Consider the following 15,570-nt stretch of genomic DNA (forward strand, 5'->3'; position numbering starts at 1 on the left):
TTCAACAAGATCAAACAGTTTCGAGGTATCGCCACTCGCTACGACAAGCGCCCGGAAAACTATCTCGCAGCTGTCAAACTCGTCGCCGCAAGGATCTGGTGTCAGAGTTTATGAGTCGACGGCCTAGCAAATATATGCACAAAGCATTGTCATAGAGAAGAGGTCGACACGACGATCGTCCCCAACGACACCCCGGCGCCCTGCAAAAAAGCTGATGCCATGCTGTTGATCTTCAACACAGCCTGTTCGCCGCATCTGACGCCCGTCCGAGAAACTGGCTCCCGTCCATCCATCGGTCATCGGAAGAGGGTCAATATGTATGGAAAGGAGCGCTTGCCGTCTTTCCGCCGTGACCTTTAGCAGGCGTCAAACGAAGACACGCAAATAGTCGACCCTCATGTGGGGCTGAAGCTGATCCGGCGTCAGTTCCTTCGGATATGGGACGTCGGCTCTCAAAGCGAGGGTCAGCAGCGGCCAGAAAACGTCGCCATCGACATCGAGGTCCAAGGAGCGGTGAATTTGCCAATTCGCTGGCTGGCCGGTACGCGTGTCGATCACGGGCTTGCGCTCGAAATAGGGCACGCATTTCGTGTCATCGACCAGTATGCCGTAGCGGCGGTAGTCCTGCGTCAGGTCGAGACCGGCAGCCACGCCGGTTCCCTCGTGGTGTTCTCCCGGTTGACCCCATTCGTGCAGATAGGTTCCGTATTGCGACAACTCAAAGCCCTTGTGCTCGACGACATCGAGCTCGATGCTGGTCGGCGTACCGAGGATGCTGCGAGCATTCATCAGCCAGAAGGCCGGCCAGGTCAGTGGATGACTTGGAAAAAGCATCCGCGCTTCGAAGTAGCCGCGCCGCCAGCCTTGGGTAACTGTGCCATCCTTACTTGCGGTTTGAATGTTTCCCGAAATCCACTGATATTCACTGTGATTGTTGCCGTAATAGCTCGGGACCGACATCGGCGCGCCGATGTACTTGGCGGAAATCTGCAGCGCCTTGCCGTCCGCTGCGCGCGGGTCGTCGACGATGGCGTAGGGGTTGAAGCCTTCTTCGCCGGTGCGCCTGGCGAACGCCGAACGTCCGTAAAAGCCTGGATCCGACTTCCCCGCCTTGGGCCCCGCATTCCAGACGGACCAATCCAGTTGTGAAAAGTTGTCTTCGAAGACGAGGTGGCGGGCTGCCGTTGGATCGTCAGCATCGGCATTTGCGGGTCCGACTCGCCCGAGACCTGCACATGCGAGAGCGATCGTCGTGGAGATGAAGCCTCTTCGGGACATGCTGCGTCCGGCCATGACGTCCTCCAGGTGCAACTGTGATGACTAGCGGGCAGCGGCGCGCAGCGCGCTTGCGTGCACATCGACCACCAGATCGTCGCTGTACTGATCGATAAAGGACTTGCGGAAATCCGCATTGGCTTTTTCGTCGGTCAGGTGATCGCAGTAGTAAACCATTGCCGCAACGAGGGAAGCGCCACCCTCGGCATCGACCAGCCGGCCGAGCCTTTCATCCACGAGGATGTCGCTTGGCCCGAATTCGCAATCGGTCGAAATGACCGGCAGCCCGAAGCGCAGCGCTTCGCATATGGCAAGCGACCAGCCCTCCCAGCGTGATGTCGACACGTAGATGTCGCTTGCCGAGAGCGCCGGTTGCGGGTTGTCCGGGTGGTGCTCGATCGTGACGACGTTGCGAAGCTGAAGTTGGTCAATCTGCTGACGTAGTTCCGCTTCCCCAGCGCCATGGCCAACAATCTTCAGACGCGCGTTCTTGCGCTGCTTGTAGACCTTGGCAAAGGCCCGCACGAGAATGTCCTGACCCTTCTGATATGAAAAGCGGCCCACATTGACAAACGTTACGCACCCGGGCTCGCCGCCGGAGATCTTCTCGACACCGTCGAACCTGCGAACCGGATTGGGAACCCAATATAGCGGAACTTTGTTGCCGAACATCTCCCGAAAGGAGGCCAACTGACGCGGCGAGGTCCCAAAAATATAAGACGCACGCTCGAGGAAAAATGCCTTCATCAGAAAGAACAGGATCTTTGCCTTCAGATGGCTGCATTCACGCTTCGGATTGCCGTGCAGGTGGACCACGAAGTTTCGTCGAATGCCGAGACATGAAACCATTGCGATCACGGCAGGTTCGATCTGAGGGACGACGATCAGGTCATAATCCTTGCTTTTGATGACGTCCCGAAACGTATTCATTAGTTGCAGCCTGCCACGAGGGCGCCGATCGATGGCGTGATAATTTCGATCGGATGGCCGGTTCACGTGGGCGGAGGTGTAAAGAACGTCGACCTCGAAGTCGTCTGCGTATTTTTCGGCAAGTTTGCAGCAAATCGTATCGACCACGCGCTCAATGCCGGCAAAGGATTGTGTACCGGGCTGAAGATATAGAATTTTTTGCCGTGCCGGCGAAGGAAACGGCCGCTTTTGCCCGAGCCTGGCGGTACTCAGCTCCATGATAAGATCCTCTTGAGCCGATCGGGTCGTCGTGTCCGTTATATATCTAACGAATAGTATCTTCTATCAATTGCGCAGCGCACAATATACATCGTCGCCTACCCAATATAATTGTGCGCTGCGGCGTAAAATGCAATAGTAAAGATAAGAACGAACTGGGATTTACGCTTGCTCGTCGAGCAAAGGTCCGCAGTTCGCTACCACCTGATCGCAGCAGGTGGCCTTTGCCGATGCAACCATTCGTGCGATCTCAGTCTGTCAAGAGGTCTTTATTAGTCGGTAGTATATTTCGACTGAATCTTCTGGGAAGATCGTGTGCCGCTGGCTCGGCGCGTATAGAGGCAATAAAGGATCCCGTGGGTGAAGAGATATCCAGCCTCGAGCAAGGTGGCGAGCGCCAACCCCCAGCCAAGCGCCGCGAGCACCCCACTGCCTGTCGCAAGACCGACAATGGCGTAGCCCAGCATCACGAAGACAACGATGAGGGTAAAAACAAGAATAGGCACACGCAAGGCGCAAATTGCGCCTATGATGAAACAAATTGCAAATGCCCACCCCATAGGCTGCTCCGACCTCCTGCGCAGGACAACCCTGTGCAATCATCGGTCATATACCTGACATAGGCAAGCTAAAATTCTCTGAAGAAAACGAGCCATAAAGCTGCGTGTCCATTGCAGGTCAAGTTTGGGCCGTGTCACGGAGAATGCGGTGCTGGAGCCGTCAGTTGTTGTTTGCCACCGCTGTCGATCTCCCTTCTTGGCGTCGTTCGACGCGGATAACATCACCTGGCATTACGGGCTCGTTGTCGCTGACAATCAAGCTCTGGTTGTTGCCGTCGATCACACGACTGATCGTCGTCGTGAAGGCGTAAGTATCCTTGTCCTCCTCCAGGGCAGCGATTGCTGCCGGTGCCCGGACCTCCAGGTTTCTCAAGAGGTCCCCTGCCGTTTCCGCCTTCTTCGCATTGGAAGCGAAGCGATCCCTGAGCTCGGCTGCTTCGCTCAGAGCGCTGATGCGATAACGGTTGCGTACGTCGCCGATGTCCTGATCGACCCTGGCCAGATCCTGTTGTGTTTTTAGAACCGCCAGCGAGACATCAAGATTGCGGCTTTCCAAATCGGCGATATTCTGGTTGGCCCCCAGCTGGCGGGTGGAGACCGTCAATCCCTGCGAAACAAGCTTGTTGACCGAGCCCAGATCCTTGTTGGCGAGCTCGATCTGTTTGCCAAGCGATGCAGCCTTTTCTTTCAGGGCCGAGATTTGATTTGCTGCAAGTACCCTGGCCTGATCGAGCGCTTCAATTTCGGTTTCCATCGCGCGCATGCGCGTCTCAAACAAGGCCTCTTCCTGGCTCAGCATGCGTGCAATTCCAGGTATGTCCTTTTTTTCGGTCAGTTCTGCGGGAAACTTGATCTCGGTAGAATTATCGAGGATCGCGTCGATGCGTGCCTGACGTGCAACAAGCTCGAGCCGCTCGGCTTCAAGCGCGCGCAGATCGCCGCGACCAGACAGGGCATCACGCTGCAGGCTGATAAGGTTCGCGTCAGCGGGACCGATACCGCCTGCCATGCTGAGCGCCTGAACAACCGTCAGACCCGGACTGAAGCTATACTTGCCCGGCGTGGCCACCATACCGGTTACAAAAAAAGGACGGTAAGAGGATATTTCAACGGATGCGTTTGGCCGTTTTTGCAGTCCCACCTGATTTTGCAGGCGCTCGCCGATCTGCTCGGAAACCTGTTCGAGGGTCTTGCCGGCAGCGGGCACGGTCCCGATGATCGGCAAAGAGAGATTACCTGCCGACGAGATCGCGAACTCACCGGTCAGCGGCACCCATTCGAAGGGTGCGCCCGTGCTCGGCCGCCATTCAAAAACGCGTATCTTTAACACGTCTTGTGGGCCGAGCAGATAGTCTTGCGCCTTCGCCAAATTGCCGGTGCTAATAACGGCCGCGGCTGCTGCTGCAACAAGAAGTCGGAAGACCCTGGACCGCGGGCTAAAGAGTGGTGCAATGGCGCCGGTGTGCCTGGCGGATCGAAATGACATGCAATGCTCCATGAGACAAGGGTTTCTGGATGCCGTCGCGTCGCGACTAAGCCGGCATGGCAAGCTCGGTCCCGGTTGCGCGTTCGATGAAGCTGCGGAACCGGGTCGTGAAGACCTCACGGCGAAATTCCGCCGCGCGCGACACCGCATCGGCTGGGTTGAAATCCAGCTTTTCCATGCGCTGAACGGCATCCATCAGATCCTCGACCGTCTGATCCTTGAAGAACACGCCGGTCTTGTCGGCAACGACGGTCTCGGTGGCCCCGCCGCGTCCGAAGGCCACGACTGGTCTGCCGCTCGCCATGGCCTCGACGGGCACGATCCCGAAATCTTCTTCCCCAGGGAACACAAGTGCCTTGCAGCGCGCATAATGATGCTTGAGGACATCAAAAGGCTGGGAGCCGAGGATTGTCACGGTGGGGCCTGCGATCTTTCTCAAATGTTCGAGCATTTCGCCGCCGCCGATCACGACGAGCTTGGCTTTGAGACGATTGAAGGCCTCAACGGCGAGGTCGGGCCGCTTGTAGCTGACAAGTTCGCCGACCATCAGATAGTAATCGGCGAGTTCGCAGCCGGGCACCGGTCTGAAAGCCGCCGTATCGACGGGAGGATGGATGACCGATGCATCACGGCGATAATAGCTTCTGATGCGCTGGGCAACGGTTGTCGAGTTGGCGACGAAATCATCGACCCGATTGGCCGTGGCAACATCCCAGGTTCTAAGATAATGTGCCATTGGCGGCATCATCAGGCGGGTCATGAGGCCCGAGCTGTCGTAGTACTTGTTGTACATGTTCCAGATATAGCGCATCGGCGAGTGGCAGTAGCAGATGTGCAGGGCAGGCGAGGTCGGGATGATGCCCTTGGCCGGTCCCGATTCACTGCTGATCACGAGGTCGTAGGCTCCCAGATCTATCTGCTCCAATGCCATTGGCATCAATGGCAGGTAGCGCTTGTACATCTTGCGCGCATAGGGCAGGGCACCGATGAATGTCGTCTGGATACGATGGGTTTTCAGCGCGTCGGATATCGCCCCCAGGTCGCAGACATGCGTATAGATGTCGGCAGTCGGGAATATGTCGCACAGGGCCTCGAGGACCTTTTCACCGCCGCGCATACCGACAAGCCAGTAATGTATGATCGCTACTCGCACGCGTCGCTCCACAAAACACACATGAGTAATATTACCATCGCGTGCTAAAACGGGCGGCGAACCTATCCAGGTGTCGATATGTATAGTTCGACAGACTAGCGCGGTTCTATAATGGAAATAAGACAATAACTTCCATAAAGTATGTCTCTTCCCGCATTGCACCCTGGTATAGTGCGGCGCAATAAACTTATTGTCAAATCGTTTAATACTTGTTAACGTTCTTGTGCTTGCCCGCTCGGGCATTCTCTGCACATGCCCAGAAATAGTTTCAGTTATGTGGGAGTAAGCGGATGAGGGACATTGATCTCGGCCGAGAGTTCGACGCGTTCGACAAATCGAGACGCGACCGCAGCGTGCCTCTGGGTGTCACCCGGTCAAAGCGGCATGTCTCGGTGATCGTCGCTGCAATCGCTAAATACAGCCTTGACGCGACCCTTGCGCTGATCGGGCTGGTCGTACTGGCACCGATGATCCTGATGCTGATGGCAATACTGCTGGTCGTGCAGGGGCGCCCGATCTTCATCGCTCATCGGCGCATCGGCAAGAACGGTGTGATGTTTTACTGCTTGAAGTTTCGAACCATGGTGACCAATGCCGATGCCGTCCTGGCACGCCATCTCGCGGCAAATCCGCATCAAAGGGCGCAGTGGAATGCGACCCGCAAGCTCAAGGACGACCCGCGTGTCACGCCCTTTGGCGCGCTTCTTCGCAAAAGCAGCATGGATGAAATCCCGCAGCTGTTGAACGTCATTCAGGGCACGATGTCGCTTGTCGGTCCGCGCCCGATCGTTACAAGCGAAGCCGAGCTCTACGGCGTCCATTTCGCCGATTACATCAAGGTTCGTCCCGGTCTCACTGGACTTTGGCAGGTAAGTGGTCGCAGCGACACGAGCTACGGCGAGCGTGTAAAGCTCGACGTGCGCTACGTGCAAGAGCGAAGCATCGCCGGAGATCTGGCAATATTGCTTAAAACGGTTCCTGCCGTCTTGCGCTCACGCGGCAGTTATTAGTGGCCGGACGCGGTCGGCCACAACGCATTCATTCTCGTTTCGGATATGATCGACGTGCCGGCGATTGGTAACGTGCGCAGGACATGCTTTTGTTTCTTGGGCGAGCAAACCTCCGGCAAGGCAATCGTTTCCACTGGAAACGGCGGATATGGAGATCCTTGGCAGATATGACCGAGACCCTGCTTTGCCCTTGTGGCCGAGAGGAGCCGTGACATGAGCGCCCTGTTTGCCATAAACGGCCGCTTTCTCACACAGACGATGACGGGCGTGCAGCGCTATGCCCGCAACATTGTCAGCGCAATGGACAGTTGCGCGGGCAAGCACCAGGCCGTCGTGCTTGCCCCAGCTTCGGCAACGGATCCGGGATATGTCAGCCTGCGACTGGATGCGCGCGGCGCCTTGACGGGGCACGTGTGGGAGCAGGTCGAATTGCCGGCCAGGGCTGCGGGGCAAAGGCTCCTGAACCTTTGCAATACAGCACCGGCAATCAAAAGCGATCAGATTGTCTGTATTCACGACGCCAACATCTTTGCTGCCCCCGGCAGTTACAGTCCGATGTTCCGGGCGCTCTACCATAACCTGCAGCCGCTTCTTGCACGCCGCTCGGCGCGAATTGCAACCGTGTCTCAGGCCGCGGCACGCCAAATTGCCCGACATCTGCCGGTTTCACTTGCAAACATCGCGATCTTGCCGAACGGGCACGAGCATGCGTTGGCCTGGAGCCCGGAGCGGGCCACGTCAGCTCCAGAGCTGCTTGCCCTGCGCAAGCCGCGCCCCTTTGTGCTGGTTCTTGGATCCCGGGCCCGCCACAAGAATGTGTCGCTTCTGATGAACATTGCGCCGGAGCTCGACAAGCTGGGTGTCGACATTATCGTTGCCGGCGGTGGCGAGGGCATCTTCGCTGCGGAGTTTTTGCAGGATCGATCGAACCTCTATCTTTATGGCAGGGTATCAGACGACGATCTCGCCTATCTCCTGGACCGCGCGCTCTGCCTCGCTTTTCCGTCGCTGACAGAGGGGTTCGGCTTGCCTATCCTGGAGGCGATGGCCAGAGGTTGCCCCGTCATATCGTCAAACTGCGCCAGCATGCCGGAAGTTTGCGGCGAGGCGGCGCTCCTTGCGTCGCCCTTCGATCCCCTCCAATGGATTGGTCATGTTCGCGCTCTCTTGCAATCGAAGGACCTGCGTGAGGATCTTGTCGGCCGCGGCGTGCAAAATGCCCGCCGCTTCTCCTGGGCCCAATCCGCACAAGGATATATGGAGCTTGTACGACAGCCTGCCGCGACGATGCCGGTCCATGCGCCGCCGAAAGATCCCCTGCCGCGCATCGCCGCTGTCTTTGCAACACGCGGCAGGCCGGACCTTGTCGGCGCCACGGTAAGGCACTTCCTGAAAACCCAGACACTCAGGCCCGACACGATCGTCATATCCTGCGTCGATGCGGTCGACGCCGGAGATCTTGCCTTGCTTGCGGGAGTCACGATCCTGAACGGACCGCCCGGGCTTGCGGCGCAGCGAAACACGGCTCTTGCCAACCTCAAGCCAGGAACCGAAATCGTGGCTTTCTTCGATGACGATTTCGTTGCGGATGCCAATTGGCTCGCTGAGGCTGCCCGTGTCTTTCGTGACGAGAGCCAGGTGGTCGGCTTTACGGGTCATGTGGTCGCCGATGGCATCAAAGGCCCGGGTATTGCATTCGACGAAGCCGTGCGCCTCGTTGCTTGCGCAGAAGTGCCAAAAGCTGAATGGACCGAGGCCTATAGCCCTTACGGCTGCAACATGGCTTTCCGTGTGGCGGCAGTTGGCGAGGTGCGCTTCGACGAGCGTCTTGTCCTTTATGGCTGGCTCGAAGACCGGGATTTTGCGGCTGCGCTGGCGCGCCATGGGGGACGACTGATCCGGTGGTCGCATGCCTTTGGCGTGCACATGGGTATCAAGAGCGGCCGGGTCAGTGGCGAACGGCTTGGATACTCACAGGTGATCAATCCCGTCTACATGATGTGCAAGGGGACCATGAGCCCGATTGCGGTCGCAGATCATATCTTTCGCAACGCTGCCAGCAACTTCGTTCGCGCGTTCTGGTCCGAACCCTTCATTGACAGAAGAGGTAGGGCCAAGGGCAACCTCCTTGCGCTCTTCGACATCTTGCGTGGTCGGCTAAATCCCGAAAGAGCCGCGACAATCGCTTCGCGCCCAACGACGAAGAAACCTGGCTGGAGGCAGCAAAATCAATGATGTTCAACAGACCACGGCCCCTTGAAGCAACCTCTCGACTATGGCGGCTGGACGAAACGCAACCCGAGAGCACGGCTGATGGCCCCCTTGTGCTGTTGCGGGCGGTGATCGCCCTTTCCTTTCGCCACAAGGTGAGTCTTGTTGCCTGTACGATCGCCGGTCTGGTTTTGGCGGGCCTTTACGCGCACTCGCTGCCGCCCATCTTTACATCAACGGCAACCCTGCTCCTCGAGCCGCGCCAGTCGGCTGCGTCGGGGCAGGAATTTTCGCTGCAGCAAGGTTTCGATCTTAATCGCGCAGACAGCGAACTGCAGACGATCCGCTCGGAGCGGTTGCTGTCGTCGGTATTCGAAAGTCTAGGTTTGATAGACAGTGCTGAACTGGACGCGGACCAGCCGGGTCTGATCGACCGGGTGCTATCGACCATGACGACCGCAGTCGCGCCCTCCCGAGCCGGAATTGCCAAGAGCGCTCGTGAGCCAGCGAGCGAGAATGCAATTCTCGTCAACGATGCCGAGCGCGCGGCATTCCTGAACTTTGCCAAGCGCCTCAATGCGCGCCGCGTTGGCCAGTCCTTCGTCATTGAGGTCGACTACTCCTCATCTGATCCGACCTTGCCGGCGCGGGTCGCGAACGCGGTCGTGTCGGGCTACATATTCCAGGCGATCGCGTTCAAGGAGCAGATGGCGAGGGCCGGGACCGAAGCGCTGCAGGGACGGTTGGACAGTTTGTCAGGACAGATGGAGGCCGCGCGCCAGGCCATGCATGAAGGATCCCTTCCTGCCATCCCGACGCCCGACGCCGATGCAAGGGTCATTGGCGCTGCACTTACGCCCCTTGGCCCGTCGGCACCGCGCAAGACGTTGATTACAGCACTTGGTGGTGTCCTTGGACTTCTCGCAGGCTTGGGGCTTGTGGCGGTCCGGCTGGCGCTTGACAGAAAAGTGCGAGATGCGCGCGACCTTTCGCGCGACAGCGGAATTGCCTGCCTCGGCACGATCCCGGTTGCACCCGACGCCACCGGCGTTCCCCGGAAAGTCGACGCAAGGCACCTTGGCTTTGTTCGTGCCATTCATGACCTGCGAACGTCTGTGGAGATTGCCTGCACCAGCCTGCGTAGCGAGACCAGCATTGCTGTTGCTGTGGTGTCCTGGCGGCAAGGGGCCGGGGTTACGATGATCTCCACCAGCCTGGCGCAGCTGATCAGAAGAAACGGCCGTCACGTGACGCTGTTCCAAAACCCGCAGGCACTAGACGGACCGCTCCAAGAGCAAGCCTATGGATTGCCAACGGCGTCTCTTGCCGACGCCGCCTTTGCGGGACTTTCAATCGAAGAGATTTCCTTTGGGACGGTCGAAGGCGTTGTCGTCCTGCCCATCCATTCGCGTGACACGAACGCCAACCTGTTCACCGATTTTCGAAACCCTCGCGTCCAGCGGATCATGGAGGCTGCACGCTCGAAGGGCGACGTCATCCTTGATCTTCCACCTCTCCACGCATCGATGGATGCCCTGGCACTTTGTGCCTATGCCGATGCCGTGATTGTCGTTGCGCAGGCTGGTGAGACGACGATCGAAGAGGTCGTCGAGGCAGTTCAGCTGCTGCGTCGTGCCGGCGCCAATGTGGTCGGCACTGTCCTCAACAAGGCACGGCGATGATAAAGGAGGTGAGCGAAGCCGCGCGCAATCCGACGCTGCCGCGTCTGGCCGTCATTATCGCCTGCTTCAACTACGCCGACTACGTCGAAGACGCGATACGAAGCGTGCTTGACCAGAATTGCAAAGATTGCGAATTGATCGTTGTCGACGATGGGTCGACCGACGGTTCCTGGGACGTGATCAAACGTCACCCCGTCTCAGCTTATCGCATCGACAATTGCGGCCAGCGCGCCGCCTGCTTTTTCGGAATGACGAAGACGCAGGCTCCATTCGTCCTCTTCCTCGACGCCGACGATGCACTTTGCCCCGGCTCACTTGCGACCATTCTGGCCAAGCTTGACGACCGGGTTGCAAAACTTCAGTTTCCGTTGCTGCGGACAGATCGCAACGGCCTGATCATTGGCGAACCCGTTCCGAAACTCGGCGCCTTTCGTGACACTGGTGCGCTTGCACAAAGCGTGTTGCGAAACGGAACCTATGTCAGCCCGCCCACATCGGGCAATGTGTTTCGACGGGATCTCTCTGCGATCCTCAAGGGTGCAACCTATGACCGCGCAGTCGACGGTATACTTCTGTTTGCAGCGCCATTCTTCGGCGATGTCGTCAGCCTGTCGACGCCGCTTGGACGTTACCGGGTCCATGATCGCAATGATTCAGGGCTTGGGCGTCCCCTCGACGCACAAATCCTCAGGCGTGAGATCGCGCGGTTTGTGAACAGAATGGACCACCTGCGGCACGTGCTTGAGCCGCTCGGAAAAGCCCGCGAGCTTGTCGCGGCGGATGAGACGCAGTTTTTCCTGGAGCGCTCTTTCTACCTTGCGGTTGCAGAAGGCCGGCGCGTTCGGCCAACGACTTTATGGCGCCTCGTGAAAAAGATCGGTGCAAGCGACAACCTGCTTAAAACCAAGCTCGTGATGACGATCTTTCTTTTCCTCACGGCGGTTCTCCCGAACCGGCAGGCGCGCCGCGGCCTGTCTTATCGGCTCGATGCCGGCAAACGCTCGATGAGCGGTCTGCTGCGGGCACTCTTCTGATCCAGTTACCATTGAAGCTGCAAAAGGCGAAATCGGCCGTTCCGCTTCGCCAGGTTGTTGGAAAGGCGGACCAAGCCCGATGCGACCATTTCTTAGTGGCAGCCTGATCCACCATGAAAGCGGGTGGCAAGACCTTTGAGTTTTGCCGCTTCAGGAACGATGCAGATAACCCTTGAAGCTGAGAAAAGTGCCGAGCGCCCCGGTTGCCAGCGCAGCCACGATAACAGAAGCGCGGTCGCCATAGATGACCGAACCCACTGTAATCGCAACTTGCGGCAAGACGATCCGCATGGTGCCACCGATTGTCATCAACCAGCCGAGCACCGTAATGACAAGGCGCCAGTCCATCTGCCACGTATTGTGCAGGTTGACGAGTGCCAGGCCAGCAAGCAGCGACAGGAAGCCGGACAGATAGAGCAGGATGCCGGCATGCAGCCCCTCCTTGATTATGGTCTCGTAAAGGCCGAGGTTGAGCAACATCCCGAGTGCGACGGCGACGAAGGCCGGGCCCATGAGCCTGGCGAGAAAAAGCGATCGTTCCAAAGACGGCTCCGCTATGCGCAGATCACTGAGTGCGTAAATGTAGCACCAGTATCTAAAGGACAGAGTTCGCCTCGCCCCGTGTGAATGAAAGCGTGTTGGCAAACCTTTTATTGAACGTAGATCGGACGGAACATGGGGAGGTGCCCGGCGTTGGTCATGATAGCGAGGCCATCATGCAGGAAACCGAACTGAAGCTCGAGTTCTCACGCGCGGGAGCGGCGTCGCTCCTGAAGAAAAATCCGTTCGAATCGGCGCCGACGATCCTCGCGCAAAAGTCGATCTATTTCGACACGCCCGAACGGGAACTTTTCAATCGCGGTATGTCGCTCCGCATCCGCCAGTCGGGAAACCAGCGGGTTCAAACCGTCAAGTCTTTAGATGGAAACGCCGCGGGCTCGTATGTGCGCGAAGAATGGGAACAGCCGGTCGTTGCCGATACGCCGGTTCTTGACGATCGGCAAATCGGCGCTCTCTTCGACGGGGTCGATGCAGAGCTGGCGCCCCAATTCGAGGTGCATGTGAAGCGCCACCTTTGGAACGTGACTGAGGGCGCCGGATCGGTCGAGGTCGTTGTGGATGTCGGCAATATTGTTGCCGCTGATCGCGAGGCGCCGCTTTGCGAGATCGAGTTCGAAAGCAAGGCCGGCCCGCCGGCCGCGCTCTTTGCGCTCGCCCGCCAGGTCAACCGGACAACCCCGGTTCACCTTGGTGTGCTGAGCAAGGCGGAGCGGGGCTATCGGCTGCTCGGACCGGTACCCGGCGCCGTCAAGGCAAGCGCCATTGCGCTTTCACCCGAGATGAGCACGGCCGCGGCATTCGAGCGTATCTTTGCGGCCTGTCTCAAGCAATTTCGCCTCAACGAAATCGCCCTTGACTGGTCGACCGACGCAGACGTCCTGCATCAGGCCCGCGTGGCGCTCAGGCGGTTGCGCGCGCTTCTTTCAATCAGCAAGTCTTTGTTTCAGGACAGCCGGTTTGACCAGCTTCGCGAGGAATTCCGCTGGCTCGCCGGAGAGACCGGCGATGCCCGCAACATCGACGTGATGATCGACCGGGCAAGGGGAGATGAACTCTCAGACGAATTGCACAAAGCTCGCAACGACGCCTATGGCGTGGTCGAAGCGGCCTTTTCTTCGGTGCGTGCCCGTTCCTTGATGCTCGATGCCGCTGAATGGATTTGCGCCAAGGACTGGCGAAGCGATCGAAAGGGCAAAGCACTGCTTGAGGCGCCGGCCAAGGATTTTGCCTCGCGTGTGTTCGACAAATTCTGGAAAAAAGTGGCAAAGGGCGGCAAGAAGCGGCTCGACGCCGATGACGAGAGCCGCCATAAACTGCGCATCGCCGCGAAGAAGCTGCGGTATTCGGCGGAGTTCTTCGCGCCTCTTTATCACAGCAAGCGCGAAGCCAGACACCATCGCCGCTTTATCACCGCGATGGAGAAGCTTCAGGATCAGCTCGGCAATTTGAACGACATTGCCACAGCTCCCGAGATGCTGGCAGCACTCGGACTGTCAACGGTTTCAGGCGCAAGGAACTTTCCAGTGCCGATGAGAAGGAGAAGCTTCTGCACAAAGCGGCGAAGGCGCACGCCGAATTTGTCGACATGAAGCGTTTCTGGGATTGAGGCGGGATTTTACCAGCACGTGCTCGCACAGCAAGAAGCTTCGCCGTTCGAACAGGCAGGATTGGCCGGGGTCATTGTCGATAGGAGAAAACTGGCGGCGGCCCCGTCATCAGTAAAGGTCAAGGCGCTCGGCGCCGGCGCGCCTCGACAGCGAATTCAGTGAACGGCCGCTTGCAATGCGGTTGACGATAGGCTCCATCAGGATGAGCGACCCTGTATGGAAAACGCGGGCGTAGACGTTGCGTATGATGAAACCTATGTTGCGCGGCGTATCTGTTGGGCCGACACAATCGGAGACAGGTGTGGTTCAGGACGTTGAAAACCCTCGAAGCCTTGGCCAGAGACACGTCGAAGTCATCCTCCAGGCGGGTGCAATCTGCTTTCGCAGGATCGGCAGAGACGAGGTCGAAGTGCTGATGGTCGCCAGCCGTCGAACTGGACGATGGGGATTGCCGAAGGGACATCTCGAAAGCGGCGAGACGACAAGATCAGCCGCCGAGCGGGAGGCATTCGAAGAGGCGGGAGTAAAGGGGTCGGTATCGCCGAAGATATTCGGCGCGTTTAGCTACTTCAAAGACACCTCATCCTTTTGCTATGACGTCAGCGTTCACCTTATCGAAGTCCGGTCCATTTCGTTTCAGTTCCCCGAGAAAGATGTTCGCACAACGAAATGGTTCCCGTTGCGAGAAGCGATTGAACAGGCCGGACGACCAGCCTTAAAGGCATTGCTACTCCGTTTTAAGCAGATGCAGGACGCTGCAAGTTCTGGTCTCCTGAGTTGGTCACCATCATTATGACCGCGGCGAATTTTTTTCCCCTATTCTTCCCTGCCCGTACCGACTGGCGCTATCGACACGATCGCAATTCTCTCTAGTTCTTTCAAGATGGACCTCACCTGCTGTGGAGGAGAATGGCATGGCCGCCGACAAGCACGAGCAAATTCGGCGCCGCGCTTACGAGATCTGGGAAAGCGAGGGTTGCCCCGAGGGACAGGCGTTGCGCCACTGGCAGCAAGCCTGTGACGAATTGGATGGCGCAGACAAGAGCTCACAAGAGCTGCTTAGCAGAGACGACCGGGATGATGCGGCACTGCTTCAGGGCGCGGGGGAGAGCGGCGATATCAATCACGGAAAATCCGGGCCATCGACGAAACGGCCGACAAGCCCTCAATCGTTCGCGTCCTCTGTGCCAGAGGTCGAGATAACGACCGGCGAAGCGCCCTTGCGCCAGACGATCAAGAAGACCGAAGGGCCATGACGTCATGCGACATCTCGACCAAGCCATTCAGATCGCTCTTGCAGCCCATGACGGACAGGTCGACAAGGTCGGCCGGCCATATTTCGAGCATTGCCAACGGGTCGCGCTTCTCGTTTCCGGCGAGGAGGCACAAACGGTGGCCTATCTCCATGATATCGTCGAGAAGGGAAAAGGGTGGACGCTCGACCGTCTGAAGGAAGAAGGCTTTCCGGCGCCGATCATCTCCGCCGTGGACGCTCTGACACAGCGGCCGGACGAACCGGACGAAGCGTTCGTCAGGCGCGCGGCGGCCAATCCTTTGGCTCTGCCTGTCAAACAAGCCGACTTGGAGGATAATCTTTGGCAGGTTGATCAAACCGGCGGCAATGCGCAAAAGTACCGGCGCGGCCTCAAGATTGTCCGCGAGAGCAAGAGCAGTCACTAGGCCGTAAACTCATAAATTCTCTTGGCGTATTGCGTTCCGCGTGATTCAAGGCTTCCGAATTAGGAGCTATGATGACCCGCCGCCGCTACGAACTCACGGACCACGAATGGTCAATTATTTCGC

14 protein-coding genes and 1 pseudogene are annotated in these 15,570 nt (G+C 58.1%); 9 read left to right on the forward strand and 6 right to left on the reverse strand.

Annotated features, from left to right (window positions below):
• A pseudogene (locus tag ATY80_RS20430) lies at positions 1–114 on the forward strand (IS5/IS1182 family transposase); the annotation flags it as partial.
• A 252-nt stretch (positions 115–366) separates the two neighbouring features.
• Here ATY80_RS20430 and ATY80_RS20435 read toward each other — a convergent pair.
• From ATY80_RS20435 to ATY80_RS20455, 5 genes are all read right to left on the reverse strand, one after another.
• Entirely contained in the window at positions 367–1,293 is a 927-nt protein-coding gene (locus ATY80_RS20435) for a family 16 glycosylhydrolase (RefSeq protein ID WP_245306905.1), read from the reverse strand.
• Positions 1,294–1,320: 27 nt separating this feature from the next.
• Positions 1,321–2,463: a glycosyltransferase gene (locus ATY80_RS20440; protein WP_088694165.1), complete on the reverse strand. Its 1,143-nt coding sequence runs from the start codon at positions 2,461–2,463 to the stop codon at positions 1,321–1,323.
• A 272-nt stretch (positions 2,464–2,735) separates the two neighbouring features.
• Complete coding sequence (locus ATY80_RS20445; RefSeq protein WP_245306906.1) at positions 2,736–2,969, reverse strand: hypothetical protein; 234 nt, start codon at positions 2,967–2,969, stop codon at positions 2,736–2,738.
• Between the two features lie 214 nt (positions 2,970–3,183).
• The gene (locus tag ATY80_RS20450) at positions 3,184–4,509 is read right to left on the reverse strand and encodes a polysaccharide biosynthesis/export family protein (protein WP_088694167.1); all 1,326 of its coding nucleotides are present in this window, start codon (positions 4,507–4,509) and stop codon (positions 3,184–3,186) included.
• A 46-nt stretch (positions 4,510–4,555) separates the two neighbouring features.
• Complete coding sequence (locus tag ATY80_RS20455; RefSeq protein ID WP_088694168.1) at positions 4,556–5,626, reverse strand: glycosyltransferase; 1,071 nt, start codon at positions 5,624–5,626, stop codon at positions 4,556–4,558.
• 326 nt (positions 5,627–5,952) lie between these two features.
• Here ATY80_RS20455 and ATY80_RS20460 point away from each other — a divergent pair, with 326 nt between their 5' ends.
• The 4 genes from ATY80_RS20460 to ATY80_RS20480 all read left to right on the forward strand — a co-directional run bounded on the left by ATY80_RS20460 (position 5,953) and on the right by ATY80_RS20480 (position 11,599).
• Positions 5,953–6,672 (forward strand): sugar transferase, encoded by a 720-nt coding sequence (locus ATY80_RS20460; protein WP_088694169.1) that lies wholly within the window; start codon positions 5,953–5,955, stop codon positions 6,670–6,672.
• A gap of 213 nt (positions 6,673–6,885) precedes the next feature.
• Positions 6,886–8,907, forward strand: a complete 2,022-nt coding sequence (locus ATY80_RS20470) for a glycosyltransferase (RefSeq protein ID WP_088694171.1) — start codon at positions 6,886–6,888, stop codon at positions 8,905–8,907.
• The gene (locus tag ATY80_RS20475) at positions 8,904–10,565 is read left to right on the forward strand and encodes a Wzz/FepE/Etk N-terminal domain-containing protein (RefSeq protein ID WP_088694172.1); all 1,662 of its coding nucleotides are present in this window, start codon (positions 8,904–8,906) and stop codon (positions 10,563–10,565) included. The genes ATY80_RS20470 and ATY80_RS20475 overlap by 4 nt, the downstream gene beginning before the upstream one ends.
• Positions 10,562–11,599 (forward strand): glycosyltransferase family 2 protein, encoded by a 1,038-nt coding sequence (locus ATY80_RS20480; RefSeq protein WP_088694173.1) that lies wholly within the window; start codon positions 10,562–10,564, stop codon positions 11,597–11,599. Before ATY80_RS20475 ends, ATY80_RS20480 begins: the two co-directional genes overlap by 4 nt.
• A gap of 150 nt (positions 11,600–11,749) precedes the next feature.
• Here the strand turns inward: ATY80_RS20480 and ATY80_RS20485 are convergent, their stop codons facing one another.
• The gene (locus tag ATY80_RS20485; protein ID WP_088694174.1) at positions 11,750–12,142 is read right to left on the reverse strand and encodes a hypothetical protein; all 393 of its coding nucleotides are present in this window, start codon (positions 12,140–12,142) and stop codon (positions 11,750–11,752) included.
• A gap of 173 nt (positions 12,143–12,315) precedes the next feature.
• On the opposite strand from ATY80_RS20485, the gene ATY80_RS20490 reads away from it, so the two are divergent.
• The 4 genes from ATY80_RS20490 (at position 12,316) to ATY80_RS20505 (ending at position 15,447) form a co-directional block, all read left to right on the forward strand.
• Positions 12,316–13,749, forward strand: coding sequence for an inorganic triphosphatase (locus tag ATY80_RS20490; protein ID WP_245306907.1), 1,434 nt, complete (start codon positions 12,316–12,318; stop codon positions 13,747–13,749).
• Positions 13,750–14,068: 319 nt separating this feature from the next.
• The gene (locus ATY80_RS20495) at positions 14,069–14,563 is read left to right on the forward strand and encodes an NUDIX hydrolase (protein ID WP_245306908.1); all 495 of its coding nucleotides are present in this window, start codon (positions 14,069–14,071) and stop codon (positions 14,561–14,563) included.
• A gap of 118 nt (positions 14,564–14,681) precedes the next feature.
• A complete protein-coding gene (locus ATY80_RS20500; protein ID WP_088694175.1) occupies positions 14,682–15,023 on the forward strand; it encodes a DUF2934 domain-containing protein in 342 nt (113 codons plus the stop codon).
• Positions 15,024–15,027: 4 nt separating this feature from the next.
• Positions 15,028–15,447 (forward strand): HD domain-containing protein, encoded by a 420-nt coding sequence (locus tag ATY80_RS20505; RefSeq protein ID WP_088694176.1) that lies wholly within the window; start codon positions 15,028–15,030, stop codon positions 15,445–15,447.
• The last annotated feature ends 123 nt before the right edge of the window (positions 15,448–15,570 follow it).

The organism is Rhizobium sp. R711 (genome assembly GCF_002211365.1).
Lineage (GTDB): Bacteria > Pseudomonadota > Alphaproteobacteria > Rhizobiales > Rhizobiaceae > Rhizobium.